Source organism: Synechocystis sp. IPPAS B-1465 (assembly GCF_003015225.1).
Lineage (GTDB): Bacteria > Cyanobacteriota > Cyanobacteriia > Cyanobacteriales > Microcystaceae > Synechocystis.
In genome coordinates this window covers 68,717-93,616 of record NZ_CP028099.1, presented here as the reverse complement: position 1 = coordinate 93,616, position 24,900 = coordinate 68,717, and the positions used below count along the sequence as shown (strand labels likewise).

The window sequence follows — 24,900 nt, the reverse complement described above, 5'->3', positions numbered from 1 at the left end:
GGGCTCACTGCTGGTCTTCAGTTAAAAAGCTGGAAATTGAATACGAATAGGGAGAATTTTAGGCTAGAATCTGACTAGGTATAGTCAGGTAATAAAATGACTAATTCAGCAACCCAAGGTCTAGATGCCCTGCAAACTTGGAAATTGGAAGATGCCAAAGCCCGTTTTAGCGAACTGGTACGCTTAGCCCAGGGGGAAAATCCCCAGCTTGTTACAGTGCGCGGCAAAGATGCCGTGGTGGTTCTTGCTGCTGACCAATTTGCTAAACTTTTGCCCTTGATGGCCCAACCCAATATCCACGAATTTCTTTCCCAATCTCCATTGAATCGCCTCGATTTTGAGCATTCCAGCGTCCAAAGTCCCGTCAGAGAATTGGAGCTATGAAGGGTTGGCTATTGGATACCAACGTAATTTCAGAACTGCGTAAGAAAAATTGTCATCCAGCGGTGAAAGCTTGGGCCGATCGCCAATCGCCCACCTCCTTTTATCTCAGCACCATTACGATGGCGGAAATTCGTTTTGGTATAGAAAAGGCTGAAGATGAAGCATTTCGTCAGGAATTAAACCAATGGCTAGATCAGGTTTTACGCCCCTGGTTTGGAGATCGCCTTTTGGGAGTAGATGAAGATGTAATTTTGCAGTGGCGATGGCTAGTGGAAAAGGGACGCAAGCAAAACTATACCTTCAGTCAACCGGATTTATTTATTGCGGCGATCGCCGTTGTCCATGATCTGTGCGTTGTGACCCGCAATGTAGGGGACTTTGAAAAATCAGGGGTTCCCGTCTTTAATCCATTCCTTTTTGCCCAATAAAATTTTTCCTGATGGCGATCGCCAGAGATCATAATTTCAATAGCAAAAACTAGCTGAAACACGCCCCCTGCCAATAAAGTAAATAGAATATTTATATATTGATTTTGGAGAGTTAAAGATTATTGATCTCTTCAGCAACCCTGAGGCCAGATAAATAAGCACCATGGGCTGTAGCAAAATAATCACGCTCTGTCGCTTCCCCCGCAAAAAATATTTGGTCATTAAGAGATTTGGCCAGATGATCCCGCATATCAGGGTGACTACCAAGGGCATTAAAAGAATAGGATCCTCTACTAAAAGAATCAGATTGCCAACGGGTAATTTGATAATCCGTAGGATCTGGAATATCGTCACCAAAAAGATGCCTTAAAGTTTTCATTGCACTTTTAATAATTTCCTCATCTGTCCAGGTTTCGATTTCTTTGCCCTCATCTGCTGCATTAAAACCCAGCAGAATCGGCAGTTGATTCACTCGGAAAATATTAACCCATTCTGACCACAAACCCCGTTCTGTGGGAACCTGTTCGATCCAGTCTACTTTTTTTGGCCAAAATACCTTAGGAAAACGCAAATAACACTTGTTTAAAATACCCATACCGAGAGCTTTAATTGCTTTACGTTTAGGAGATGGCAGTTCAGGAATAAATTTCACCTGTCCTGATTTGAGAACACCAAGGGGTAGCGTAATAATAACTTGATCTGCGGTATAAGCCCCTTGATTGGTAATAATTTTCGGGATTTCCTCCGAGTAATCAATAGATTCAACAATTTGATTTAATTCAATGGAAATATCTTTTGCTAAATAATTCACGATCGCCTGATATCCTTCCACAAAAATTGCATCATCACCGCCAAAACCACCATCCCCATCAAACCAATAAATTGATGTGTCTTTGAGACTGCCAGCATATTCGTGTTCGATAGTGCTGTTCATATACCAATCAATAATTTGCTTAGTTTCAAGGGGTTGATTCTCTAGATCGAATACATTTTCAATGACGGCTTGCAAAGATTGATCCCCATCTCCATTTTGAGCGGTGGCGATCGCCCCTTGCCATTTTTTTTCTAATTGTTCAATAATTCGATCTTCTTTAGCAGTGAACGGCTGACCCCCAACCTCATAGGTGATCGCATTATCGTAACTAGTCATTACCAAAGGTGTTGCAATTTTTTCAGCTAGCTCAGTAATCGGATTGCCCTCAGTACCCTGAATCCAAGATGCTCCCATATCTAATGGCGCATCATCCCAATAATTACTTGTCCAAGTCCGTCCGCCAAGACGATCTCTTGCTTCCAATACTCGTACAGTATAGCCCTGTTTCATTAAGCTTTGGGCAGCAGCCAAACCCGCCAAACCCGCACCAATAATCAAAATAGATGGGGCATCATTCGCAGTAACAGGTGTGTTATTTTTGCCACAACTGGTACTAAGCAAATAACTTACAAACATTAACTGACTTAGTTTAAAAAAACTTCGTCGCCTGATCATCTCATGCCCTCAGTAGACTTTATTCAACATAGAACACTAAAAATCAAATAGAGACAATTTAGATTGTCTTTAAGGTATCAAGTAAAGAGTAACGGATTCAGGGCCTACCCCACTCAAGCCAACGAATTGCTAATTTTCCTTCCCGATCTTCGATAATCACCGATACAGCCTCCACAAAATCTTCCCCCTCTAAAGAAACGTATAACCAGACGACATCATTCGGTTCCATGGGTGGATATTGCCGTTGCCGTTCCGGGGATAGCAAAGCGCAAGCCATGCTGTAATCGGCCATAGTTAAGAGATTGCCAAATAGTTGGGCTAATTGAATAGCTTGGTTAATCATTGTTGATCACGAGATTGATGGTAATAATCACCGGCACCATTGAACAGCAGTAAAAAGTATTTGGGCAGATAGGGCCTTGCCCACCTAACTTTAATCAGACTTGGTAGAGATCGCCAGGTTAGAAACCCCTAGTAAAAATTATTGGGATCTATTACCTTGTCTAAAATTTGCTACTGACATTGGTAAATATCGTTACATTTTAGACCCTACTTAACAGCATCTCCAACAATCAACTCAGCAGTTAACCAGGGTTGTCAGAGTATTAATGGATAAATCAGCAAAGCTTTAAAGAAAGTTAAATTTTCCAATATTTGTGGTCATTTTTATTTAGCTATTGGACAATATAAATTACTAATTTTAAGGAGTTCACTATGGACTTTAACCCCAATGAGTGGCCTACTCACAAACAAGGTGAGGTTGTCCGCCAACTAATACTAGATGCGCTGGACAGTCCAAAGACCAAGGAAGAATTGTCCAGTTTGTGCAACAAGAGCGTTAGACAAATCACTAGACATTTACAGCGTTTGTCCAGCGAAAACAAGATTTTGTCCACTGGCAAAGGGCAATTTGTCCGACGGATCGCCGCTGGATTTTTACTCCTTTACGTTGGACAAATTTAAGTTCAGCGTTGGACAGCATTGGACTTGACAGAAAAAAATTGTCATATAGAATCCCCTAAACGACAAGTTCCACAAAAAAATATTTGGGAGATTAAAAAAATGTCCATCGCTGGAAAATCCAAAGGTGACGTTGTACAACAACTGGAAAAATCCTACGGGGTAGCCCGGACAACGGTGTTCAATCGGCTGAAATATTTAGGCTATTCGTTGGACAAAGTTGATGATTTGTTCAGTTTGTCCAATGAACAAATGGCTGAACTTGATAACCTGCATCGCTGGATAAGTGATGGGGGCAAAATGGCCGATTATCCCAAACCAGGACAATTGACCATGATCACCGATGAAGGAGAACTAGAACAATATGGGGAAGTGATTAATTTTGATGCCCTAGAAGGGGACGAGGAACTGGGTCACGCTGAGCTGATCCGGGCGGCCCAAAATCAAGCGGCGGGGATCTTAATTGCCCAGAATTTACTAACTGCTGAAATCCTGAAAAATCCCCAACATTTACCGGCGGATCTCCAAGCCCAGGTGGAGCAGTCCAAGGTGGCCATCGCCCCAAAGCCCCAGAACCCGTTAGTGATAGCTTCCCAATGGATTACGAAGGCGAAGGCTTACCAGAGCAACCAGAACCATGGTCAACTGGCGGCCTAGATGATCTAGATCAATGGAACGAAGAGGAAGTGGCCCAGCCAGCAGTCGAAGCCTGTTATCGGCAACCGGAGCTGGAAGGTTTACTCCATTCCCTTTATTCCGCTCGGTCAGTGTTGGTGACATCGGGGGAAGGCATGGGTAAAACCTATCTGGTGCGTCAGGTGTGGGAACGACTGTTATCCGATGGGGTGACGTGCCAATACTTTGAACCAGCTACCCCCAAAACCCTGCTGATGGCGATCGCCAGTCTGTTGCCGGACATCGACATCAGCACCAGTCCCGCCGGTCGGATATTACCGTTTATTTCCCGGCCCCTGGAGCAAAGATTTTCCCATCGCAGTGCAACCCATTCCCTATTAGCTTCCCTGACTTTGGCGGTGGTGTCCTACGGGCTTTGGTTTTTGGCCCCGGTGATTCCCCTAGTAATTATCCATGCCATTAATATTGGCTATTTTGCCGGTTGGTTTTTGGACTGCTTCACCAAATCCGGGGTGGAAATGTTTTACCCGTTGGGGGTGCGTTGTGTTTGCCCCGGTAATCGTAATCTGAGGATTTCCACTGGCAGTGCCGCTGAATATTGGCTGATGGTCTTCGTAGTGGCGATCGCCAAGCGGGATAAGCAACGCCTCGAAATTGCCAAGGTTTCCTACCCCTTTGGAGAAGGGGACAGTGAACGCTATCTGGCCCAACTGAGTAGCTACGACCGGCAAAAAGCCGCAACTTTTCGGGAATGGTCACGGCTCAGAAATCAGGTGGTACAGGTTAAATTGCTGGTGCTGGGCACCGGGGAGGATTAGTCATACTGAATGTCATCTACACAAAATTCTGTTCAGTCTCATAAAGCAATTTTTACTCCTCGGCAAATACCTCAAAACCTTTCATCTTGTATTGCTGGAAGCACAAGCTCACGCACATAAGATGCTTTTGACATGTTTATGATTGCTTTGACTAAATTGATTACATCGTGCAGGGGAATAAGTTCCCCATTTCCTCTCTGGGCAGCTTCAGCTACTGGAACTTGAAGCGAATCTTCTGTGTTGAGATAGCCGAGTTGTAAACAGGTAACACCCAAGCCTTCACTTCTAAAGCTTTCTCGTAATGCATCAGCAATTCCAGAAAGCGCAAATTTTGATGCGCCAAAGGTAACTTCTGGTCTCCCACTTTGTCGCAATCCTGATGTTGATCCAGTCAGAATTAGCCTAGGTTGAGAACTTTTAAGTAACCTTGGGATAAGGTGTTTCAAAACGAGAATGGCACTAGTTATATTAACATTCACCATATCAATCAAGCTTTTATCTTCATCATCCAAGAAACTATATTCTTCTGAAAATGCTGTTTTTTCCCATATTCCTAAATTGTAAATAAGTACATCAAGCTCATTCGGTGTATATTTTTTAAGGATTTGTATAGCTTGCAAAGGTTTTTCTAAATCAGCCTCAATCCAGTCTAATAAAATAGACTCAGGTAATCGTAAATCTTGTGGTTGACTACGGGATACACCAATCACCATATCACCGTCAGAACATAATCCCTCAACAAATGCTTTACCAAGTCCTTTGCTTGCACCAATAACCATTAACTTCATTGGTTTAGTTTCCTATAAATAATTAATATTGTCCTTTGAAAATCCAAATAAGAATTTAATTGACCAAATAGTATTTAGTTTATAAGTGAAAATTTATACGTTCCAAAAATCAGCCGCTTCCTTAGGAAAAGTAGAAAGAACTTTTTGAAAAGCTTTTTCGTTTATATGTTTCCTCAAAGCAATAGCTACATCTCTAATGGCCGTATCAGGAGAAAAATTGTGTTCCTCTCGCAATAATTTCACTTCTTGAATCATCTCTGCATAATCTCCAAAAGGTTTTTTAGACTCGTGTATATTCCAGTCAGTGACAAAAAGAGCCCTTAAGCAGACTGGCAAAACATTGGCAAAAGCAATAGCATTTTCTGTAGAAAGTCTCCGGCGAAATACTTGAAAAACACCTTGGGTCATCGTATAGGCTACATGTGTGCTCCATAATCCTGCTATGTTACGGGTATCTACTAAATACTCATAAAAATTATCTGAAGCACGCTGATATTCTGCAGGTACTGGCATAATATTTTCTTTGGGCTTTTTAGTGTTTCCACATAATTATAGCCCGCCCTAGTTATAAGTTTTATAGATTTAATAATGACATCTATGCTCTAGCCAAGTTCTAACTTCTTGTTCAGAACCAAAACTCATATGCTTATTAAAAATTGGATCGTAAACTTCAAAGTATATATCACCGTAGCGGCTAACTTTTCTAGATATTTTGGGTTCGTTACAGTAGGCTAATATATTTACTAATGAATAAAGTAGCCCATTTATTCTTTCTTTGATGCGTTGCAAAAAATAGAGTTTTTCATGAAATGGACTGATAATTGAGAGACAATCTTTTATTGTGTTTACACAATTTTCACAAAAGTTTTGATTAGTCATTTTTTCAGAAATGAAATTTAGTGGAGCAATAAAATAGCATTAAATTATTTAATTGGACATTAATAACTATTCTATTTTTTAAAAGAATTAATCGACTTATATAAAAATTTTACTCATTTATTTCAAATAAGAAAGATGCAGTTACAATAAATTGTTATGGATACAGTTTACTTTTCAGCAACTGTTATGGTTACTAATCAGCTTAACTGTAATGCTTTTCTAATTTAGAAACAAAAAATGAAGCCTAAGTTTATGACAACCTCGCCTAATCAGACCCTCTACCAAACGGTAGCGGATCAAATTCATGGACTGATTAGCGAAGGGACTTTCCAGCCAGGCGATCGCCTACCATCGGTGCGAAAATTACATCAGCAGTGGTCAGTAAGTATTTCAACAGTCTTGGAAGCTTATCGCCTACTTGAGGATCGAGGATTAATCGAAGCTCGTCCCCAGTCAGGCTACTTTGTCAAAACCATATTGAATTTCCTACCCGACGAGCCTAGTCCCAGCACACCTCAGTCTGCCGATAATCCTGTTGATACGTCTTTAGCCTTCCGTGTAAATAATTCAATGTTGAAACCTGGAATCATTGGCTTAGGGGCGGCGATCGCTGGTAGCAATCTTTTACCTATAGCTACCCTCAATCGTTTGATGGGGCAAGTGATACGGGCTAAGCCCGAAGTTACCCATCGCTATAGTTCACCACAAGGCTGTGAAGAATTACGTCATGAAGTAGCACGTCGTCTCATAGACACTGGTTGCTCTATTACACCAGATCAGATCGTTATTACGAATGGAACGACGGAAGCACTCTATCTTTCCTTAAAGGCTGTCACAAAACCCGGTGATACCGTTGTCATCGAATCTCCTACTTATCATCTTTTGTTGGAAACCCTTGAAGCTCTTCACCTCCGGATTCTAGAGTTACCGACTCATCCTCAACATGGTATCTCGCTAATACACCTCGAAGATGCTTTGAAAAACGATCAAATTTCAGCTTGTGTCCTAATTGCAAATTTTAGCAACCCTTTAGGTAGTTGCATGAGTGATTCTAAAAAGAAACAGCTTATAGGTTTAATTAATCATTATAATGTTCCATTAATTGAAGATGACATTTATGGTGATCTTAACTTTACTGGAAATCGCCCAAAATCAATCAAATCCTTTGATACTCAGGGTTTAGTCCTGTATTGTTCATCTATAAGCAAAACATTATCACCTGGATTAAGAATTGGCTGGGCTGTACCGGGACGTTATCAGACAAAAGTTGAGCAACTAAAGATGACGACTAATTATATGACAGCAGTTGCTCCACAACTGACAATCGCTGCATTTTTAGCGAATGGTGGTTATGATCGCCATTTGCGGAAGCTAAGACGCACCTACCAGGCGCAAATGATGGATATGACTCAGGCGATTTGTAATTACTTTCCTAAAATGACCAGAGTATCTAGGCCAAAAGGAGGCTATATTCTCTGGATTGAAATGCCAGAAATAGTTGATACTCTTCAGCTATACGAGGATGCATTACGTCATAATATTGCCATTGCTCCAGGTAGTATGTTTTCTTCATCTGGCGGTTATCGTAACTGTTTTCGACTTAATTTTGGTTTGCCTTTTACAGAAGAGATTCAGCAAGCAATGATTGTACTTGGACAACTTTTGCATGAGCAGACAAAATAAACTTTACAATTCAAGGCAATTTTAAATTAAAGAGAATTTAGAGAAAAATTATTATGGATACCGTGGTTCATAAATTAAAAGGTCAATTTTGGGGAAGGGGACAGTGAACGCTATTTGGCCCAACTGAGTAGCTACGACCATTTATGGGCAAACTGGCGGAGGAACCACTTAGTTTGATCACACCGCACTCGTTGGCATTTTTATTGGTGGATCTGGGCAGGGATGAATATTCCCCTTTGATGGATTGATAACTACCCAAACCAGAAACGTAAATGTCCCCGGTGCGGGTTTCGCGCCCTACTGTTGGGTTGGCAAATGCACCAGGGGCAAGCGCCGTTATGCCTAGCGTCACCAACGCTAGACTGGAAAGTATTTTGTATTTCATAATTGCAGGGAGTGTCATTGAGTGGGGCTATTTTATATGTCCCTCTCTTTTTGTCAATGCTCTTTTTGTTAGCGATTTATGGCATTACTTTTTGCTTTATTTTTTGCATCAATTACAGCTTTGACGTTTATAATTGCCAGATTTTATTCAGTAATAGTATGGACAAAAATATTTGGCTAATCCTATCTCTATGCACCACCATGATTACTGCTTGCAGTCAGAAGCAAATGCAGGAGATGGCCTCTAATACCATGGTGACCCAGAACCGAACTCCTGATAAAACTTGGCGGGTTAAGCCTGGTTCAGTCCATGATGGGGATACCTTTCGGGCCGTGGCGGATGTCACTAATGAAGAAATTAAGGTGAGGTTGGCCTGCATTGATGCCCCGGAACTAGAACAAGCTGGTGGAGTGGAAGCAAGGGATTATCTCCGGTCAATGTTGACGGATAATCGGGAAATCATTCTGATGGGTGCGGGAAAAGATCAGTATGGGCGCAGTGTGGTGGAAGTTTTTGCAATAACCGACACGCCAGGGCTTGAAGTGGGGGTCAATGGCGAAATGGTTTTGGCAGGTATGGCGCACTACTATGAACGATATAAGAGATCGTGCCCTGAGAATGCAGAACAGTATGAATTCCTGGAACAGGAGGCAATCTCATCTAAAGCTGGGGTTTGGGCTAATGGAGATGCTGAACGCCCTTGGAATTGGCGTGGAAGGAATAAGTAGGGGTTGGTTGGCGATCAACTAAAGCTAGAATCACTCGGAAACTTTCTGGCGATCATGCCTAAATGGAGTGATGTGCCGAAAGTTTCCACATATAGTTACCTCAAAGAGTGTTGTACGGAAAATTTCCGTATAATCAATAGTTATACATGTAATTATCACTGATAAACTTCTGAGTAAAAAAAAGCAAATGACAAAAGAACATATAAACGCAATAGAATATATATAAATGTTTGTGCCAATTTGAAAAAATCTATGATATTTCCCTTTGATATAAATATAAACCTAAGCGATTCAGGCATAACTGGCATCCAGAATAAGACCATTACTATCAATGGAGGTGTTACGACTTTTCTAGGTCCAAATGGTTCTGGTAAAACCCAACTACTAAGAGGGTTGAAATTAAGCCTTAGAAGTTATGCAAATGGAAAAAAAATAAGATATATTTCTGCTGGAAGGCTAGGTCCGATGGAAGCCTACCGGTCAGATTATGATGGTCAAAGAGGAAGGCAAATAAGGTTTGATCAAGCAACATTTGGCGACAAATCATCTACAACCAGAAGACATAAGAACGAAACAATTTTAGGTGATTTTGGGACTTTATCTGAACGTCCCGATATACTCATTAAAGTTCAAGAAAGACTTAGAAAGCTATTTAAAAGAGACTTAATGTTAGATTGGGACGGTGGAAATCTTAAAGTATTTTTCTCTAGAGTAGACCAAGAAACTAGCTCGAATTATTCTTCTGCACGTGAGGCGAGTGGTCTTCTACATCTGGTTGCAATTCTAGCAGCCTTATACGATGATGAAGTAGGTTGCCTACTAATCGATGAACCTGAAGTGTCGCTTCATCCGCAATTACAATCCTTCGTAATGGATGAAATTTTAAAAGTTGCGGGTCCTAATAATGAAGCTGGTAAAAAACTGGTATTTATCTCTACGCATTCGACTGAATTTATTGAGGTTAATTCTGTAGAACAACTTTCAACAATAGTTTTTTGTAAAGACATTCTTGAAGAAGCTGTTCAAATAGACCCTTCAATAGGTGAATTTCGAAGTAGAAAATTACAAGCTCTTTTAACCAGACTAGGGCAAGAACACAAATTGGCTCTTTTTTGTCACTCGCCTCTTCTGGTAGAAGGCCCAAGTGATGAAATCATTTGTTCAGCAATTAACAGAAAGCTTAATATTAATCTAGAGGCAGCTGGCTCTCAAGTGCTTCCTGTAACTGGCAAAGGACAGTTTCCTGTAGTAATCAAATTATTGAGATTGATAGGTAAGTCTCCTGCACTACTTGCAGATGCAGATGCGTTAACTGATAATCTTGATATCATTGGAGTCTTTACGAGTCTTGACAAAGCGAATATTTTTGCAAATGAATTAGGTCATCGTGATGCCCCTGCACTTGCAGGAACCATTTACAATGATTTTTGCAAACTTGTGGCTGACCAATGGAGTAATATCCAAGCACAAGCTGAATTACACTATTATTGGATTAATAGAGATATAGATAAAGACGAACTAATTGCCAAGCGAAGAAGTGCATTTTGTTGGATGTTCTCTAATGATGAGACAAGTATATTGAATATCGACAATGGAGCGAATTGGGTTTCTATTAAGCATAGATTGTCGACGTTATTAGACTTATTAGAAAAACTAGGTTGCTTTATTCTAAAGAAAGGAACAGTCGAAGGCTATTATCAGCATGTATCTAATTTAACAAATGACGAAAAACCGAATGCAGCTTCCTATGAAGTAAATGGTTTAATGGAGGCAAATATTGAGGCTGTCACTACAGCATATGACGATATCCTTAGTGCTCTGAAATATTGTTCTCAAGCAAAGGATATTAATGAAGCAGAAGCAATTCGTGACTTGTTGCTTGCAGTTATCACACCAGCTTTAGCGAGCATTAAGAAAGAAACTTCAGATGCGGAATTGAGATTACATTCAAATAATTTATTTGGAGCCAAATCAAGTTTGTTTAAACTGAGCAAAGAACAGGATGGTAATGACATTTATCTTTTAGTTGAACTTGCCTCCAATATCCTTGAAGTCGAAGGTTTTCCACTAAGAATAAAGAAAGGAAGTAATCCAATTGATATGGTAAATAAAGCATTAAAATTAAAATAAAAACTAATGCAAACAAGGTGTATGATTCATATCATTCAGGATACGCATTATGCACAAAATATTGAGAGTATAGAGGGGGAATGAAACAATGTATAACAAATAGTTGGACCTGACATTTTTCCACTACACTCCAAACATGCAGGTGAACTCAGGCGTTAAGAACAAAAAATTTATCCGTAGCTGATTAGCATTAAGAAAAAACGAGTTTGACATTTCTTGTTTACATACATTACCTACGGAGTCCCCAACTGCCACTGAATTTTAATAGGGGATTTTGGGGCGATCGCCAGTTAGTAGCTCGGTAAGCCTGAAGGTTAATATTCCCCCATTCCACAGGGTTTGCCAGTATAGCGGCGGGAAAAAATCATTGCTCAACACCAAAGGAACAACCCTAAACCTTGCTTGCGGGGAACTCTACAGTGGTTGCCCCTTGTGCGCCGCCTGGAACTTATCTGTCAAGGCGATCGCCAAAAGTTATTGCTGGTTACCGATGGGGGGCAAAGTCCGCCCAGCTAAAGCCCGGCTTTCTGTGGGGTTTAAATTTGATGGCACCGTGGATTACCACCGTGCATTGAGGATGTTATAGGCGATCAACAAATTTTACTAGGGGTTTAACGGCGCACCGCGCAACGGATCTCTGCGAGATCACCAAAAGATCAGTCAAGTCATATTCCGGCCAATGACCATTTCAGCCCTTAATTGTTCTGGTTAGCGACAAACCTATTAACGAGTTCAACGTCAATATCTAATTCCTTGGCAATTTCGGCAATTGTAAGACCCAATTTCTTCAACAGGGGTATGGTTTCTAGTTTCGCCTCCAGCCTACCTTCTAGTTTGCCCTCCAATTTGCCCTCTAATTTTCCTTCCAACCGACCCTCCAGTTTGCCGGCAATTTTACCTTCCTCTAAAATTTCTTGATAGACAGCAGATTCCTTCATAATTTCACTCCTTAAAATTGTCTTGATCAGCTCAGGGGCCAACAGAATCCCTCCAAAAACAGAGGTTGCTGCCATGAGATTTGCCTTAACTCGATTATCCTCAATCTGCTCCAATGCAGTCGCCACTTCCCTCAATTTTAATGTAGGGTCAGAGGTTTGGGTCAATACCGCTAGGGGCAATAGCCCTGGACTTTGGAGAAACGTCTCCGATGGTTGCTCCCAAAGCCGAATCGCTTGATAACGATGCACAGTCTCCCCCACCTGAAAACTATCCTGATAAACTAAATCATTATTACTACGTTTCAGGTAGATAACAAATTGGTGCATAGTCTTCTGGGGGAAACGGCGATAAACCCTTACCCGATAGTCCAACATCCGAAAGCCCATGGTGGGGTCAGGCTCCGTTTGGAATTCCAGATGCAACACCAAGTCTTCCGATTGCTCCAAAATCAGGGAGTCAGCGCGAATTGGTTCCAGGGATAATTCCGTCGGACTGAGCTTGGTCAATTTGATTGGTCGTCCCAGCAACCAGGCGGCATAGTCTTCGGAAAAGGATTCGGCCAGAAATTTGCACAGATTGTCAAACATATCCAAATTCTACCGGCGATCGCCAAAAGTCCCCATCGATTTGATTCGCCCTGATGGTTGAGAACTTTGGCAACAATTACTAGGGGTTTATAGGCGATCGCCTATTGCAAATTCAGCAGGCAGCCCCCATGCCGAGATAGATGTAAAATCATTCACTTGGAGCTAAAACCTATATCTACTAAGGGTTTTAGACTTAACGTACAGTTTTTTTCTTTTCTGTAATGACCTCTAATTAGCGAGTTTTACTAGGGGTTTTGGGCGATCGCCAACAAAGTGAGGGTCTGATCTAATGGCAATACTAAATGAACTTGGAACTATCGCAGGGGGTATAAATAGGGGTTCATTGGCGATCAACACACCGGAATGTAAAATTCACATCTACTCTCGCACTATTGCTAAGAATCTGCGGTAATATTCCAACAAAATAAGGTGGATACATTGCATGGACGCTATATTCATTAGTTAACCACTCATAGCAACGAATTAACAATGAATGAGAAATTTTTCAAATTAGGAAAAAACTGCCTAAGACTCGTTACCTCAGAAATAGAATCAGCTAGTTTCCTTGGGGGTAAACCGTTAGTCAGTTCATCTATCAATTGGCCCAGAAAGAATGATAAACCTCTCGGATTTATCGCTCAACTAGACTTAAGTGAAATAAATAATGAACAGGCTATAGAGTGGTTGCCAAACAGCGGGCGTTTACTATTTTTTTATGATTTCTATGAGTGGCCATGGGGATTCGCTCCAGAAGACAGAGGAGGATGGGCTATTTTATACGAAAATGGTTCCGAGGAATTGCATTTTCAAGAATTACCCTCCGACCTACATAAAGAGCATATAGCTTCATCTATTAAATATGTTGTTTCAGAGAAATTTATGAGCTATCCAGATGGACAAAGAATAAATTTTGAGGAAGGTGAACTATCTGAAATTGACAAAGAACAATATTACGATTTCATTGATGAATATTATAGAAACAAAACACTTCATCAAATTGGGGGATACCCAAGACCAATTCAAAACGATGACATGGAAAAAGAATGTCAGCTTATAAGCAGTGGGATAAATTATGCTTACCCTGAAGATTATAACTCGGAAGAAGCTAAGCAGCTCCGAGAGCAAGTAAATGACTGGCGGCTAGTTTTTCAATTTGATTCTGATGATGATATTGATGTTATGTGGGGTGATATGGGAATGCTTTATTTTTGGGTCAAAGAAAGCGAATCAAAAAATTGCAATTTCTCTAATTCTTGGATGATTTTACAATGCTGTTAAAATCAATCACTATCAAAGTATTACACCGGACAAGCTGATGAACACAGCATTAAGTCAGAGAAACTAAGAACTTCTACCGATCGCCAAAAGTTTTTGCTGGTTACTGATAGGAGGCAAAGTCCGCCCAGCTAAAGCCCGGCTTTCTGTGGGGTCTATGTTTGATGGCACCGTGGATTACCACCGTGCATTGAGGATGTTGTAGGCGATCGCCAAATTTTCTAGAGGTTTAACGATGATGCCCAAAAAAGCGGGGATTTGAGCGAATGGCAATGCAGAACGCCCTTGAGATTGGCGAAAAAGGAATAAGTAGAATAAGTAGAGGTTGATTGGCGATCAGACTTAAATGGGGTAATATGCCAAAAATTTCCACACATCGTTACTTTAAAGGGTGTTATACGGAAAGTTTCCGTATAATCAATAGTTAGCCTGGTTCAGTATTCATGGCAAGTAAAACATTAAGATTAACTTTTATTGTTAGGGTTTTGTATCAAGTCAGCTTATTATATACACAAAGAAAAGAGCGATCACGCTAAACAAAAGTTAATCCACGAACGCATCAAAAACCCATAAATCAAGCTCACAAGCATTTCTTCATTACGTAGCACAACCAAGGAAAGGGAAACATGAGCACCATCACTACCAAAGACGGTACGGAAATTTACTACAAAGACTGGGGTTCTGGGCAACCGATCACGTTCAGCCACGGCTGGCCCTTGAGTGCGGACGCTTGGGAATCGCAGATGTTTTTTCTTGCCTCCCATGGCTACCGCTGTATTGCACATGATCGTCGTGGTCATGGACGATCAAGCCAACCATGGAATGGCAATGATATGGACACCTATGCTGACGATTTAGCAGAACTCTTCGAGGCTCTAGATCTAAAGGATGTGGTGATGATCGGTCACTCGACGGGTGGTGGAGAAGTGGCGCGTTTTATCGGACGACACGGCACTCAACGAGTATCCAAGGCGGTGTTGATGGGTGCAGTGCCGCCGCTCATGCTCAAAACGGAGGCAAATCCGGGGGGGCTTCCCATTGAGGTCTTTGATGGATTTCGCGCCGCATTTTTGGCTGACCGCTCGCAGTTCTTTCTGGATATAGCAAGTGGTCCATTCTTTGGTTTCAATCGACCTGGTGCTAAAGTCTCCCAAGGACTGATCTACTCATGGTGGATGCAAGGCATGATGGCTGGACACAAAAACGCCTATGATTGCATCAAGGCATTTTCGGAAACAGATTTCACTGAGGATTTGAAGAAGTTCGATGTGCCAACGCTGATTATTCATGGCGACGACGATCAGATCGTACCGATAGGTGCTTCTGCTCTCCTGTCTGCGAAGCTTGTCAAGAATTCAATCTTAAAGATCTATCCCGGTGGATCGCACAGCCTAGGTGACACAAGTAAGGAACAGCTCAATGCCGACCTGCTAGAATTCGTTGAATCCTGATGCTAAAGCACTTATGTAAAAAATTAATGTCAAAGATCCCGAATGGATGATTCTCGTCAGTTTGTATCCGTTTCGGGTAGACCGTTCAAACTCAATACACACAACACTTACAATCGTGAAAAAACTGGACGGAAAAGTTGCAGTCGTCACAGGGGCATCTAAAGGAATCGGTGCCGAGATCGCTAAACATCTAGCAGGCGAAGGTGCAGCCGTGGTCGTCAACTACGCATCTAGCAAAGAAGGAGCCGATCGCGTGGTTGACGAGATTGTCAGCACGGGTGGAAAGGCGATCGCCGTGCAGGCAAATGTTGCTAAAAAGGCAGAGATTCAACAGCTTTTTGCTGAGACGAAACAAGCCTTTGGCAAGCTCGATATCCTGGTCAATAATGCAGGCATCTACGAATTTTCTCCGCTTGAAGGCATCACAGAAGAGCATTTCTACAAGCAATTTGATCTGAATGTGCTGGGTTTGCTTTTGACCTCGCAACAGGCAGTAAAGTCCTTTGGTGAAGAGGGCGGTAGCATTATCAACATTAGTTCAATTGTTAGCACTCTGACACCGGCAAACAGCTTGGTCTATAACGCAACCAAAGCGGCAGTCGATGCCATTACAAAGTCACTCGCCAAAGAGTTGGGTTCACGCAATATTCGCGTTAACTCCATCAATCCTGGCATGGTAGAAACAGAAGGTGCTCGTACAGCAGGAATTACCGAAAGCGAAGGTCGCCGACAGGTTGAAGCGATAACTCCTCTCGGTCGAATCGGACAGCCGCATGACATCGCCCCTGCTGTCGTCTTCTTGGCGTCTTCCGATTCAGCCTGGATCACTGGCGAAACGCTGTACATCACAGGTGGTCTTTATTAGTTAGAACTGGGCGAATTTGTGACCCCTAACTGCCTCCTCACGCTACTGAATAGCGGCCTCCGAGTGAGGGCAAGACAACAGAGGAAATAGGGTGATGCATATATGCAGGCTAATTTATTGTTTTGGTTTTGATCAGCGCATTGAGTAAAAATATTACCTTTTAAACTATGCCGAACTCATTGCCAAATAAACTAAAAGTAGATCTAGGAATTTTCAGGGGATTTAGGGTGATAAGGTTCTATTTGATGAAAATTGTCCATATTAATAAACCATTTACCTTCTGGGGTTTGGTGAAAAATATCCACAAAACGGTACTGCCAACGAATATCTGCTCCCTCATAGGCATAACGACTGTGAATAGTTTGGGAAAAACTTTCATCTAAACCAGTGAAACTAATCCAAAGTTCTAACCTTTGTTGTTGATTGCTTACTTCTGAAAATCCATAAAGTGGGCTATTACTGTCTATCGGATGCATTATTAACCAACTCAAACCAAAAACCGGGGTGTGGGAGCGTAATAAGTTTAAATCATAAAAACGGCGCATTTTATGTCCTTCTTTGGTTTGTTCATCCTGAACTAAACTCACTCTAATTTGGGCTTCTAAAATACGATTATTTCGTTGGTTGGCAGCACGAAACATTAATGTTGGGATTTCTTCAAAGGGACAGACCACAGCGACTTCGCTAAATAAGACCCTAGAGGTAGGTTTAGCAAAACGTGAAAACATTAACCCTGTTAAAATGGCTAGACTTATCAGTCCGACAAAAATTTCTACACTGACAACGATTTGGGCGGCCACAGTTTTTGGATACATAGCACCATAGCCTACTGTCGAAAGGGTTTGAATACTAAAAAAAAATAAATCTAAAAATGATCCTGGTTTGGCATTAGCAATACTATCACCAGTTAAGGAAAAAATTAAGGCAAAAAAAACATTTAAACTGAAATAAAAAATCCCGATAGTCGCTAAAAATTTTGGCCAGGAAAGCACCAATAACCAATGATATAAATCTGTCACCATTGGTTGGATTTTTTTTTGCCTGGAATCCCCTGACTGAATCGGACGCAGATGCCGAATTGGATGAGTTACTGGCTTTAATTTATGGGATTTACCCCAGTGCCAAGGAAAGGAAAATTTCATCAAGACTTTTCAGCCATCATTGCTTCAATTAATGTTTAGAATAGGAGATCTTGTAAAGATTTGCTATGCAATCGCCATAGATCCACCAAACCACACACCAACCAGTGGCCATTTCAACCCTTAATTGTTCTGGTTAGCAACAAACCGATTAACCAGTTCAACATCAATATCTAATTCTTTGGCAATTTCGGCAATTGTAAGACCTAATTTTTTCAACAGGGGTATGGTTTCCAATTTCCCCTCCAGTTTGCCCTTGAGTATGCCTCGTTGTTCCCCTTCCTCTAAAATTTCTTGATAGACAGCGGATTCCTTCATGATTTCACTCCTTAAAATCGTTTTGATAATCTCAGGGGATAGCAGAATTCCTCCAAAAACTGAAGTTGCTGCCATGAGATTTGCCTTAACTCGATTATCCTCAATCTGTTCCAATGCAGTCGCCACTTCCCTCAATTTTAATGTAGGGTCAGAGGTCTGCGTCAATACCGCTAGGGGCAATAGCCCTGGACTTTGGAGAAATGTCTCCGATGGTTGCTCCCAAAGCCGAATCGCTTGATAACGATGCACAGTCTCCCCCAACTGGAAACTATCCTGATAAACCAAGTCATTGTTACTACGTTTTAGATAGATAACGAATTGGTGCATCGTCTTCTGGGGAAAACGGCGGTAAACCCTTACCCGATAGTCCAACATCCGAAAGCCCATGGTGGGGTCGGGTTCGGTTTGGAATTCCAGATGTAAAACCAAGTCTTCCGATTGCTCCAAAATTAGGGAGTCAGCGCGAATTGGTTCCAGGGATAATTCCGTCGGACTGAGCTTGGTCAATTTGATTGGTCGTCCCAGCAACCAGGCGGCATAGTCTTCGGAGAATGATTCGGCCAGAAATTTGCACAGATTATCAAACATACCCAAATTCTAAGGGCGATCGCCATAGGTCTTTATCGCTAAGTTTCCGTATAATCAATGGCTGTGGGGCAATAGCATAATTGAGAAAAGCATGAAAGCTACTGTATATATTGCAACAAGTGTTGATGGCTTCATCGCACGTAACAATGGTGGTATTGATTGGCTGCCTAGTGCAGGAGACACAGATAGCAGTGAAGACTACGGGTATCAGGAATTCATTGATTCAGTAGATGCGCTTGTCATGGGGCGGAATACTTATGAGTTGGCATTATCCTTCGATTCATGGCCTTATGGTGAAAAGCCAGTATTTGTTCTAAGTAGTCGGAAAGTTGACATCCCTGAAGACATTACAAAAATAGTTGAGTCTATGAGCGTGCCTCCGCGAGAAGTAGTTTGTCGTCTATCAAAACGTGGATTTCAGCATTTATACATTGATGGCGGAAAGACGATTCAAGGGTTTCTTAGTGAAGGCTTGATCCAGCAATTAATTATTACTAAAGTGCCAATTCTCATAGGTGAAGGAATTCCACTTTTCAGTGCGCTTCCTCACGATGTCAGATTACATCATCTTGAAACGCGACAGTTTGAAAACGGCTTGGTGCAAAGCAAATATAAGGTCATTGAGGATATCGCATAACAAATTTAAATGCAGTGGACAGAAAAAAGCCATGGATGATGACCTAAAAACATCTGCTACTGCCTTATTTTGTCAATCAAGTGCTATCACCATCAAGCAGACCGGCCATCCTAACTATGAATCCCCAACTTTCAGCAACAATTACTAGGGGTTTAACGGCGATCGCCTAACGCTGGATTTGCTCGTACACTACCCCAATCTGCCTAACAGGTTTTTGGGAGTAGATAGATATACGAAAAGTTTCTGTATAATCCTTAATTATCCCTGTCATCTACATGATTCTGTTAGTACCAAGAAAATTTGGAATCAAGCTGGATTGACGGTGACTATAACTTCATCGTTAGGCTAATTTCGGAAAAAATATGAAAGAAGACTTTGGTTTTACACATATTGCTCTATTTGCAAAAAATATTGACTTGAGCATTAGTTTTTACAACCGCTATGCAAACATGTCCATAGTACATGAGAGATTAGACAAAGATACTGGAAAGCGAGTTGTTTGGCTGTCTGATAAAATTCGTCCTTTCGTTTTAGTCTTAGTCCAAGACGAAAATCCAACACCCATCCTAGGCCCTTTTGCTCACTTAGGCATTGGTTGCAAGGACAAGAGCGAAGTTGATTACTTATGCGAACAAGCTAGACAGGAAGGAATATTAGCTAAAGATGCCACAGATTCTGGCTATCCTGTTGGTTATTGGGCTTTTATCAATGATCCTGATGGACACACTTTAGAAGTCTCATATGGTCAAGAAATTGGATTAACCATTGATAAGCCCGCTTAGGGCGCAGTGGCAAAGCCAGGTGGGCAAACAACTTTATCACCCGCGTCCGCTCAGTGCCGGCGTTGAATCAGAGAAATTAGAAACTCCTACCGATCGCCAAAAGTTCTTGTTGGTTACCCATAGGAGGCAAAGTCCGCCCAGCTAAAGCCCGGCTTTCTGTGGGGTCTATATTTAATGGCACCGTGGATTACCACCGTGCATTGAGGATGTTGTAGCCAATTTTTATAAGGGATATAAAGCACTCATAAATATCGACGTAAAAGTTGATATACAACTGCAATAATCAATCCTATCAAAGCTCCCATTGGGCCAAAGAAAAAGATTGAGGTCATTGCTAATTCCAAGGGCTTGTCCTGAACATTAGTAGAGAAATTATTGACAATGAAGATTCCAGCCGCAACACCAAGAGCATAGCCTGCCAATCCACCAATCAATACAATGCCTATAAATTTAAACATATTGATAGCTTCATTTAAGAGTGATGATTAATCCCAAAGGTCAGATCAAAAATCAAGATAGAGTCACCAATTTTTTCATACAAAATAACTATCTTAAATTGCCTAGCTTGTTAAGCATAATAGCTCCGAGGAATTCCCCTAGGACAAATTTCTGGACGACGGAATTCAAATTCCCCACACCAACCAATTTCAGATATAAGAGTTAGTAAAGATGGCTCATCAATCAAGGGAGTTAGATGTACAATATAAGTTAAAAGTTGATCACTTAGTTCCCCAATATAACCTTTGGATTGAAAAGTTTCTAACCATTGCGGTAAAATCTCTCCTGGCCGAGTGCGATAAAACCATTCTGTTAAGGGTTCGTTTTCTTCAAAATAAAAATCAACACTCATACTCGAAACATAGGCTAATACTTCCACTAAATAGTCCCCTTTTGGTACATCCAAGACACAAAAATAGTCAGTATAATCATTGATACCATTCCCAGCGATCACTCCTTCAAAATCCTCTGGGGAACCACCTCCACAAACCACTAATAATTTACCACAGGGAATTTTTAACTTGCTTTGAATGCGTCCAATCCATTCCTGTTCTTCAATAGGGGTTAAATCTCCTACTATAAAAATTGCCCCATCTAAGGCACAGTCCCCAGGAAAGAATAATGGTAAACAAATTCCTTCTTCTAAAAGCTGATTAATAACTTTTTCATCCCCATTTTGTAGAAGCTCTGGTAAGGTTTCTGGGGTTAATAAACTGCCACCAAAACTAGAGGAAGTGATGACATAAGATGGACCATCACAGAAAAAGTATTTTGGTAGAGGAAAATAGCACCGTTCAACAATCATAGAAAATTATTTGTAATTAAATTCTTTACCACGCTTAAAGCCCGACCCTTGTATTAATATTGTACGATGCTTTTTCCGGGCAAGGGTAAACTGCACCTTACTCCTGACCGGAATTCTGGAAAACCTACAGCAACCTATTGCTTTCCAATTTATCAGTCAAAAATTCCTCAAGGGAAACCAGATTGATTATGTGGCCTTGGAGGTTGGGAATGCCTGATCATTGACACCCAACAAATTGGCGATCGCCTCACCCTCACCGGCTCCCTCACAATCCACGGGGAAGACCGGAGCATTACCCGCCAGGCCACCGGCACGGAAGAGATTGATTGCAATAGCTACGGCGATCCAAGCTCCAATGCGGAGGCCATGGCCCTGAGAAGATGTTGCGCCAAGTTTGGCCTGGGCCGCGACCTGTGGCGGAAAGACAAACCCCAACCCCTCAAGATGGAACAACGGCAACAGCAGGAAAAACAACCCGTTCTAACCCCTGGCACTATCTCACGGGAAGAATGGCTCAAGAGAAAGGCGGGAAAGGCTAGATAACTTACAAATTTTTTTGATATTGGGTCGCCTTGAGGCGAGAATTACGACAAAATCCAAACGAATTTAAGCAACTTCCATCATAGGGGCCTTTAACTTAGCCTCAGCCACCCTATCACCAACTACCTTTAGCAACACTGCCAATTCGGTAGAATCCATTGAATCAACCAAAGTACGGATAGTGGGACGACCAGCCACTGCTAGCCAATATTGATCAGCAAACCCCGGATAAAGTCTATCAGTAGCATTAATGAAATCTAAAAGTGTCTGCAAATTCGGAGATTTACCACCGCATAACAATTTTGACAGATGTGATTGGGGCTTACCCGCTTCTTGACAAACTTCTGTCTGCCGAATTCCTTGCTCACTCAATTTGACCTTAAAAATTTTTACTAGATCCCTGTCATCCATAGTTACCTTCTGATATAAAGTTAGGAAGTGGTTTTACATGGGAAAATATATTATTATCCCTGCGGATCCACTCTAGCATATAAAAAAAGCGGGAAACTCATCACAGTCTCTCGCTCAATGTTCAAATCAAAAAAATTCTATGACTCCATTGTACAAGTTATTTATCGACAAAGTCCTGATAACAGGACTCCCCAAGTCCTACGGTGGCATTTCCATAAACTCAACATCGCGCCGCCTAGAAAATTTATGGAGGAGCGCCATTTCACAGAACAAGACCATTAAGCCAACATCAACAAAACCAAAGATACCCCAGAAATTCATCTATGAGTGGGATTGATGGAATTTATGAGTTTTTGTATATCAAGGCACGTTCTTCCCCTAGCTGTTCAGGTAAACAGTATCTAATTTATTTAGCATAGATTTACCCTAAATCTTTATACCTGCAACTATACACTTTCAAGACCTAATTGCATCAATCAGATCAGCGCCTTATCTCCGTAAATCCACGCAAATAGACCTCAAATTTGCCAAAAATAGCTCAACGCTGAAAATCAAATTGCAATTTAGGAACTTATTTCCACAGTTTTTATCCTTTATCCACCCTACCCAAATAAAAAAAGGCGAGGGGTCTGAACCACCCACCGCCAAAAAATTTCAAATACTATGACTCAATTCTACAAGCTAACAACCGAAACTATCCATGAGGTAATCGCCGCCGATTTACCAAAGTCCGCCCACAAGCTCTGGCTATGGGTTTGTGAACTCGACCCCTTTGGCGATCGCCAGGTGCAGATCACTTGGGAAAGGGCCAAGGAAGTCCTGGGCATCGGCAAGACTACTTTCTATCGTGCCCTAAATCAATTAGTTGATGCAGGGTTACTATTTAGCCACAGGATAGTCGGCTTTTGCGTCAGTTCCAAAAATGGGACTCAAGACCCAAACTTGGAAATCGAGTCCCAAAATTGCAATCCCCAGTTCCAAAAATGGGACTCCTCCTTATATACAGACTTACAGACTTTCCCATACTCTCCAGACAGCCAGAGCGAGGAAAAAGAAAAAATTCCAGACCGGTCAATAAATACAAATGGACGATCTGGAATTAAGCCAAAAATCCCAGAAAAACTAGCTACGGCAGAAATTAGTCAAAACTCATCAGCCATAGCGACAAGTCAGGGAGAGGAAAAATATTCCGCCGCCGGTCGTACTAAAAAGCGCACCAAGAAGAACCAGAGCTTTGATTGGCTCCCCGATGGCCCCTGGAGCATTGAGGGCAAGCTAGACCCCAATTTCCGGGATTGGTTGGCGAGGAACTGGCAGAAGCGTTACGGAGGGGACTTCCACGACAAGCAGGCGGATGTGTTGGCCCATTTCAGAAAAGACCCGGCTAATTTGCCCATTCGGTGGGAGCAGTATCAGAAGGAGTTCATTCATCGGGTGGAAAATACCCAAATGCGCCTCGCTAACGGCTGTCAAATCCCTGAAGACCAGCAACAGAACCTAATCACCCATCAACGGGCAGTGACGGCGGTTCTACCCCCAGAAATTAATCCCGTAGCGGTGGTTGCTACTCAGTCGCCGGTGCTTGTGCCTGGTGTGGAGGAGGTTACTAGGGGTTTGGAAGGTGTAGAGCCGGTGGCGGACTTATCCTCTAATAAAAATCTTGAGGAAGCCGAGCTGGCCCCTACTGAAACCTGTTCCCTGGTCACTGACTGTGAATCCTCCCCTTGGGAAAGTGAAAGTCCCACCGAGGAACCGGAAGCCGTTGCAAACTTATCTCCTAGTAAAAATTCTGAAACTGAATCTACTCCCACTGATAACTGCCCGGAATACACCATCCTTCCCGATGGTACTCGCTTGAAGGTGTTTAAGCGTCAGCCTGAACCGGAGCCGGTGGCCCCAGAGCAAGCCCAAGCATTCCGGCAAATGATGCAGGGTTTATTCAAGAGTTTTGGTGGAAAGCGGGAGGTTTGCCCTAAGCCCCAGTCTGAACTGGAACGTCTCAATCAATGGCTCTACGACCCGGCCCTACGGGAGGAAGCAATTCACTATGCTCGGCGGGCACGCAGTGTGCCTTCGGCATCGCCAAATTACAAATACTGCTCCGAAACTGACCAAATTATCCACTGTGAGGAGTTCTAGCCATGGAACCCTTAAACACCTCGACCTATTTGCCGGATGTGGGGGATTCACCCTGGCCGCAGAACAAACCAGAGGAAAAATACAAACAACTCAGTTTGTTGAAATCGACCCCGACTGTCACGCCATCCTTCAGCATCACTGGCCCCAGGGTGAAAATAAAACTTCGATGGCCCTTACCGGAAGTACGCCCCCGGCGATCTCGAGGCCAGGGTAGTGGTTATATCCGACTGCACTATTGTGAAAAACAGACCCGCTCCGGCAAAAAATCCTACGAGCAGTACTACTATCACTACGAACTGGAGGTAAAGGGGAAACGGGTAAAACGCTCTGCCTATATCCCGAAGGATAAGCTTGATGTGGTGGAGGAATGGGATAGAAAGAAAGTGGATGTAGTCCTCATTCTGCAATATCTTGGCAAGGCGACGGACTAATTAAACCCAACAACGGCGATCGATTAATCCCGTCCGGCGAGTTGGTGCGGATTTGTTAGTTAACCCCTAGTAATTTTTGTTGACTCTTGGTCTTATGCCGACAGCTATGTAGGCTTTTAATCAAGAATGAACGAAATCAAGAAATAAAGAAAAGTTGGAGTAGGTTAAATCGAAATTCCTGGAAAGC

The 24,900-nt window shown here is 42.1% G+C and carries 29 protein-coding genes and 1 pseudogene; 17 read left to right on the top strand and 13 right to left on the bottom strand.

The genetic code is table 11. The features are described from left to right. The first annotated feature begins 96 nt into the window (after positions 1-96). Positions 97-384 (top strand): type II toxin-antitoxin system prevent-host-death family antitoxin, encoded by a 288-nt coding sequence (locus tag C7I86_RS17955; RefSeq protein WP_011153632.1) that lies wholly within the window; start codon positions 97-99, stop codon positions 382-384. After that, positions 381-812, top strand: coding sequence for a type II toxin-antitoxin system VapC family toxin (locus C7I86_RS17950; protein ID WP_011153631.1), 432 nt, complete (start codon positions 381-383; stop codon positions 810-812). The genes C7I86_RS17955 and C7I86_RS17950 overlap by 4 nt, the downstream gene beginning before the upstream one ends. 112 nt (positions 813-924) lie before the next feature. Here C7I86_RS17950 and C7I86_RS17945 read toward each other — a convergent pair whose 3' ends face one another. Together C7I86_RS17945 and C7I86_RS17940 are read right to left on the bottom strand one after the other, a co-directional pair. Beyond that, positions 925-2,262 carry an NAD(P)/FAD-dependent oxidoreductase gene (locus C7I86_RS17945; protein ID WP_223211231.1) on the bottom strand — a complete coding sequence of 446 codons (1,338 nt, stop codon included), beginning with the start codon at positions 2,260-2,262 and terminating at the stop codon, positions 925-927. 136 nt (positions 2,263-2,398) lie between these two features. Continuing rightward, positions 2,399-2,644 carry a hypothetical protein gene (locus C7I86_RS17940; protein ID WP_011153629.1) on the bottom strand — a complete coding sequence of 82 codons (246 nt, stop codon included), beginning with the start codon at positions 2,642-2,644 and terminating at the stop codon, positions 2,399-2,401. 371 nt (positions 2,645-3,015) lie between these two features. Between C7I86_RS17940 and C7I86_RS17935 the strand changes: the two genes are divergently transcribed. The 3 genes from C7I86_RS17935 to C7I86_RS17925 all read left to right on the top strand — a co-directional run bounded on the left by C7I86_RS17935 (position 3,016) and on the right by C7I86_RS17925 (position 4,715). After that, positions 3,016-3,264: a hypothetical protein gene (locus C7I86_RS17935; protein WP_011153628.1), complete on the top strand. Its 249-nt coding sequence runs from the start codon at positions 3,016-3,018 to the stop codon at positions 3,262-3,264. A 99-nt stretch (positions 3,265-3,363) separates the two neighbouring features. Further along, positions 3,364-3,918 carry a hypothetical protein gene (locus C7I86_RS17930; RefSeq protein WP_011153627.1) on the top strand — a complete coding sequence of 185 codons (555 nt, stop codon included), beginning with the start codon at positions 3,364-3,366 and terminating at the stop codon, positions 3,916-3,918. Next, positions 3,858-4,715, top strand: a complete 858-nt coding sequence (locus C7I86_RS17925) for a metal-dependent hydrolase (RefSeq protein WP_223211230.1) — start codon at positions 3,858-3,860, stop codon at positions 4,713-4,715. The genes C7I86_RS17930 and C7I86_RS17925 overlap by 61 nt, the downstream gene beginning before the upstream one ends. Before the next feature lie 71 nt (positions 4,716-4,786). Here the strand turns inward: C7I86_RS17925 and C7I86_RS17920 are convergent, their stop codons facing one another. From C7I86_RS17920 to C7I86_RS18850, 3 genes are all read right to left on the bottom strand, one after another. Then, the gene (locus tag C7I86_RS17920; RefSeq protein WP_011153625.1) at positions 4,787-5,503 is read right to left on the bottom strand and encodes an SDR family oxidoreductase; all 717 of its coding nucleotides are present in this window, start codon (positions 5,501-5,503) and stop codon (positions 4,787-4,789) included. A 93-nt stretch (positions 5,504-5,596) separates the two neighbouring features. Then, a complete protein-coding gene (locus C7I86_RS17915; protein ID WP_011153624.1) occupies positions 5,597-6,016 on the bottom strand; it encodes a DUF2267 domain-containing protein in 420 nt (139 codons plus the stop codon). Between the two features lie 69 nt (positions 6,017-6,085). After that, positions 6,086-6,382, bottom strand: coding sequence for a hypothetical protein (locus tag C7I86_RS18850; RefSeq protein ID WP_148284601.1), 297 nt, complete (start codon positions 6,380-6,382; stop codon positions 6,086-6,088). 237 nt (positions 6,383-6,619) lie between these two features. On the opposite strand from C7I86_RS18850, the gene C7I86_RS17910 reads away from it, so the two are divergent. Continuing rightward, entirely contained in the window at positions 6,620-8,065 is a 1,446-nt protein-coding gene (locus C7I86_RS17910; protein WP_041428264.1) for a PLP-dependent aminotransferase family protein, read from the top strand. A gap of 82 nt (positions 8,066-8,147) precedes the next feature. Here C7I86_RS17910 and C7I86_RS17905 read toward each other — a convergent pair whose 3' ends face one another. Continuing rightward, complete coding sequence (locus C7I86_RS17905) at positions 8,148-8,450, bottom strand: hypothetical protein (RefSeq protein ID WP_223211229.1); 303 nt, start codon at positions 8,448-8,450, stop codon at positions 8,148-8,150. Between the two features lie 56 nt (positions 8,451-8,506). On the opposite strand from C7I86_RS17905, the gene C7I86_RS17900 reads away from it, so the two are divergent. The 3 genes from C7I86_RS17900 to C7I86_RS18845 all read left to right on the top strand — a co-directional run bounded on the left by C7I86_RS17900 (position 8,507) and on the right by C7I86_RS18845 (position 11,894). Then, a complete protein-coding gene (locus C7I86_RS17900; protein WP_223211228.1) occupies positions 8,507-9,178 on the top strand; it encodes a thermonuclease family protein in 672 nt (223 codons plus the stop codon). A gap of 252 nt (positions 9,179-9,430) precedes the next feature. Continuing rightward, the gene (locus C7I86_RS17895; protein ID WP_011153620.1) at positions 9,431-11,308 is read left to right on the top strand and encodes an ATP-dependent endonuclease; all 1,878 of its coding nucleotides are present in this window, start codon (positions 9,431-9,433) and stop codon (positions 11,306-11,308) included. Positions 11,309-11,738: 430 nt separating this feature from the next. Next, entirely contained in the window at positions 11,739-11,894 is a 156-nt protein-coding gene (locus C7I86_RS18845; protein ID WP_158299051.1) for a hypothetical protein, read from the top strand. Between the two features lie 109 nt (positions 11,895-12,003). Here C7I86_RS18845 and C7I86_RS17885 read toward each other — a convergent pair whose 3' ends face one another. Continuing rightward, complete coding sequence (locus C7I86_RS17885) at positions 12,004-12,834, bottom strand: Rpn family recombination-promoting nuclease/putative transposase (protein ID WP_011153619.1); 831 nt, start codon at positions 12,832-12,834, stop codon at positions 12,004-12,006. Positions 12,835-13,323: 489 nt separating this feature from the next. On the opposite strand from C7I86_RS17885, the gene C7I86_RS17880 reads away from it, so the two are divergent. The 3 genes from C7I86_RS17880 (at position 13,324) to C7I86_RS17870 (ending at position 16,425) form a co-directional block, all read left to right on the top strand. Further along, a complete protein-coding gene (locus C7I86_RS17880; RefSeq protein WP_011153618.1) occupies positions 13,324-14,112 on the top strand; it encodes a YwqG family protein in 789 nt (262 codons plus the stop codon). A gap of 623 nt (positions 14,113-14,735) precedes the next feature. Beyond that, positions 14,736-15,560: an alpha/beta fold hydrolase gene (locus C7I86_RS17875; RefSeq protein ID WP_011153617.1), complete on the top strand. Its 825-nt coding sequence runs from the start codon at positions 14,736-14,738 to the stop codon at positions 15,558-15,560. A gap of 115 nt (positions 15,561-15,675) precedes the next feature. Next, positions 15,676-16,425: an SDR family NAD(P)-dependent oxidoreductase gene (locus tag C7I86_RS17870; protein WP_041428273.1), complete on the top strand. Its 750-nt coding sequence runs from the start codon at positions 15,676-15,678 to the stop codon at positions 16,423-16,425. A gap of 203 nt (positions 16,426-16,628) precedes the next feature. On the opposite strand, the gene C7I86_RS17865 is transcribed toward C7I86_RS17870, so the two are convergent. Then, positions 16,629-17,567 (bottom strand): ion channel, encoded by a 939-nt coding sequence (locus C7I86_RS17865; protein WP_011153615.1) that lies wholly within the window; start codon positions 17,565-17,567, stop codon positions 16,629-16,631. Between the two features lie 120 nt (positions 17,568-17,687). Next, complete coding sequence (locus C7I86_RS17860; RefSeq protein ID WP_011153614.1) at positions 17,688-18,470, bottom strand: Rpn family recombination-promoting nuclease/putative transposase; 783 nt, start codon at positions 18,468-18,470, stop codon at positions 17,688-17,690. 91 nt (positions 18,471-18,561) lie between these two features. On the opposite strand from C7I86_RS17860, the gene C7I86_RS17855 reads away from it, so the two are divergent. Both C7I86_RS17855 and C7I86_RS17850 read left to right on the top strand, forming a co-directional pair. Then, the gene (locus C7I86_RS17855; RefSeq protein ID WP_011153613.1) at positions 18,562-19,107 is read left to right on the top strand and encodes a dihydrofolate reductase family protein; all 546 of its coding nucleotides are present in this window, start codon (positions 18,562-18,564) and stop codon (positions 19,105-19,107) included. Between the two features lie 362 nt (positions 19,108-19,469). Continuing rightward, entirely contained in the window at positions 19,470-19,889 is a 420-nt protein-coding gene (locus tag C7I86_RS17850) for a VOC family protein (RefSeq protein WP_011153612.1), read from the top strand. A 242-nt stretch (positions 19,890-20,131) separates the two neighbouring features. On the opposite strand, the gene C7I86_RS17845 is transcribed toward C7I86_RS17850, so the two are convergent. The 4 genes from C7I86_RS17845 to C7I86_RS17830 all read right to left on the bottom strand — a co-directional run bounded on the left by C7I86_RS17845 (position 20,132) and on the right by C7I86_RS17830 (position 22,143). Next, positions 20,132-20,347 carry a hypothetical protein gene (locus tag C7I86_RS17845; protein ID WP_011153611.1) on the bottom strand — a complete coding sequence of 72 codons (216 nt, stop codon included), beginning with the start codon at positions 20,345-20,347 and terminating at the stop codon, positions 20,132-20,134. A 110-nt stretch (positions 20,348-20,457) separates the two neighbouring features. Beyond that, a complete protein-coding gene (locus C7I86_RS17840) occupies positions 20,458-21,192 on the bottom strand; it encodes a hypothetical protein (RefSeq protein ID WP_011153610.1) in 735 nt (244 codons plus the stop codon). 186 nt (positions 21,193-21,378) lie between these two features. Beyond that, the gene (locus C7I86_RS18840) at positions 21,379-21,645 is read right to left on the bottom strand and encodes a hypothetical protein (protein WP_158299050.1); all 267 of its coding nucleotides are present in this window, start codon (positions 21,643-21,645) and stop codon (positions 21,379-21,381) included. Between the two features lie 153 nt (positions 21,646-21,798). Next, positions 21,799-22,143 carry a helix-turn-helix transcriptional regulator gene (locus tag C7I86_RS17830; protein WP_011153608.1) on the bottom strand — a complete coding sequence of 115 codons (345 nt, stop codon included), beginning with the start codon at positions 22,141-22,143 and terminating at the stop codon, positions 21,799-21,801. A gap of 663 nt (positions 22,144-22,806) precedes the next feature. Between C7I86_RS17830 and C7I86_RS17820 the strand changes: the two genes are divergently transcribed. The 3 genes and pseudogenes from C7I86_RS17820 (at position 22,807) to C7I86_RS18835 (ending at position 24,713) form a co-directional block, all read left to right on the top strand. Next, complete coding sequence (locus tag C7I86_RS17820; protein ID WP_011153606.1) at positions 22,807-24,282, top strand: hypothetical protein; 1,476 nt, start codon at positions 22,807-22,809, stop codon at positions 24,280-24,282. Continuing rightward, positions 24,209-24,370 (top strand): annotated as a pseudogene (locus C7I86_RS19325) (hypothetical protein); the annotation flags it as partial. The gene C7I86_RS17820 and the pseudogene C7I86_RS19325, both read left to right, overlap by 74 nt. Beyond that, the gene (locus tag C7I86_RS18835; protein ID WP_223211236.1) at positions 24,321-24,713 is read left to right on the top strand and encodes a hypothetical protein; all 393 of its coding nucleotides are present in this window, start codon (positions 24,321-24,323) and stop codon (positions 24,711-24,713) included. The pseudogene C7I86_RS19325 and the gene C7I86_RS18835, both read left to right, overlap by 50 nt. Positions 24,714-24,900 lie beyond the last annotated feature (187 nt).

Coding starts and splice junctions, on each gene's coding strand:
- C7I86_RS17850 (WP_011153612.1), top strand. CDS start 19,470: ATGAAAGAAGACTTTGGTTTTACACATATTGCTCTATTTGCAAAAAAT.
- C7I86_RS17905 (WP_223211229.1), bottom strand. CDS start 8,450: ATGAAATACAAAATACTTTCCAGTCTAGCGTTGGTGACGCTAGGCATA.
- C7I86_RS18850 (WP_148284601.1), bottom strand. CDS start 6,382: ATGACTAATCAAAACTTTTGTGAAAATTGTGTAAACACAATAAAAGAT.
- C7I86_RS17915 (WP_011153624.1), bottom strand. CDS start 6,016: ATGCCAGTACCTGCAGAATATCAGCGTGCTTCAGATAATTTTTATGAG.
- C7I86_RS17950 (WP_011153631.1), top strand. CDS start 381: ATGAAGGGTTGGCTATTGGATACCAACGTAATTTCAGAACTGCGTAAG.
- C7I86_RS17855 (WP_011153613.1), top strand. CDS start 18,562: ATGAAAGCTACTGTATATATTGCAACAAGTGTTGATGGCTTCATCGCA.
- C7I86_RS17900 (WP_223211228.1), top strand. CDS start 8,507: ATGCTCTTTTTGTTAGCGATTTATGGCATTACTTTTTGCTTTATTTTT.
- C7I86_RS17925 (WP_223211230.1), top strand. CDS start 3,858: ATGGATTACGAAGGCGAAGGCTTACCAGAGCAACCAGAACCATGGTCA.
- C7I86_RS17845 (WP_011153611.1), bottom strand. CDS start 20,347: ATGTTTAAATTTATAGGCATTGTATTGATTGGTGGATTGGCAGGCTAT.
- C7I86_RS17895 (WP_011153620.1), top strand. CDS start 9,431: ATGATATTTCCCTTTGATATAAATATAAACCTAAGCGATTCAGGCATA.
- C7I86_RS17840 (WP_011153610.1), bottom strand. CDS start 21,192: ATGATTGTTGAACGGTGCTATTTTCCTCTACCAAAATACTTTTTCTGT.
- C7I86_RS17830 (WP_011153608.1), bottom strand. CDS start 22,143: ATGGATGACAGGGATCTAGTAAAAATTTTTAAGGTCAAATTGAGTGAG.
- C7I86_RS17920 (WP_011153625.1), bottom strand. CDS start 5,503: ATGAAGTTAATGGTTATTGGTGCAAGCAAAGGACTTGGTAAAGCATTT.
- C7I86_RS17930 (WP_011153627.1), top strand. CDS start 3,364: ATGTCCATCGCTGGAAAATCCAAAGGTGACGTTGTACAACAACTGGAA.
- C7I86_RS17955 (WP_011153632.1), top strand. CDS start 97: ATGACTAATTCAGCAACCCAAGGTCTAGATGCCCTGCAAACTTGGAAA.
- C7I86_RS17875 (WP_011153617.1), top strand. CDS start 14,736: ATGAGCACCATCACTACCAAAGACGGTACGGAAATTTACTACAAAGAC.
- C7I86_RS17880 (WP_011153618.1), top strand. CDS start 13,324: ATGAATGAGAAATTTTTCAAATTAGGAAAAAACTGCCTAAGACTCGTT.
- C7I86_RS17885 (WP_011153619.1), bottom strand. CDS start 12,834: ATGTTTGACAATCTGTGCAAATTTCTGGCCGAATCCTTTTCCGAAGAC.
- C7I86_RS17945 (WP_223211231.1), bottom strand. CDS start 2,262: ATGTTTGTAAGTTATTTGCTTAGTACCAGTTGTGGCAAAAATAACACA.
- C7I86_RS17860 (WP_011153614.1), bottom strand. CDS start 18,470: ATGTTTGATAATCTGTGCAAATTTCTGGCCGAATCATTCTCCGAAGAC.
- C7I86_RS17820 (WP_011153606.1), top strand. CDS start 22,807: ATGACTCAATTCTACAAGCTAACAACCGAAACTATCCATGAGGTAATC.
- C7I86_RS17865 (WP_011153615.1), bottom strand. CDS start 17,567: ATGAAATTTTCCTTTCCTTGGCACTGGGGTAAATCCCATAAATTAAAG.
- C7I86_RS17910 (WP_041428264.1), top strand. CDS start 6,620: ATGAAGCCTAAGTTTATGACAACCTCGCCTAATCAGACCCTCTACCAA.
- C7I86_RS17935 (WP_011153628.1), top strand. CDS start 3,016: ATGGACTTTAACCCCAATGAGTGGCCTACTCACAAACAAGGTGAGGTT.
- C7I86_RS17940 (WP_011153629.1), bottom strand. CDS start 2,644: ATGATTAACCAAGCTATTCAATTAGCCCAACTATTTGGCAATCTCTTA.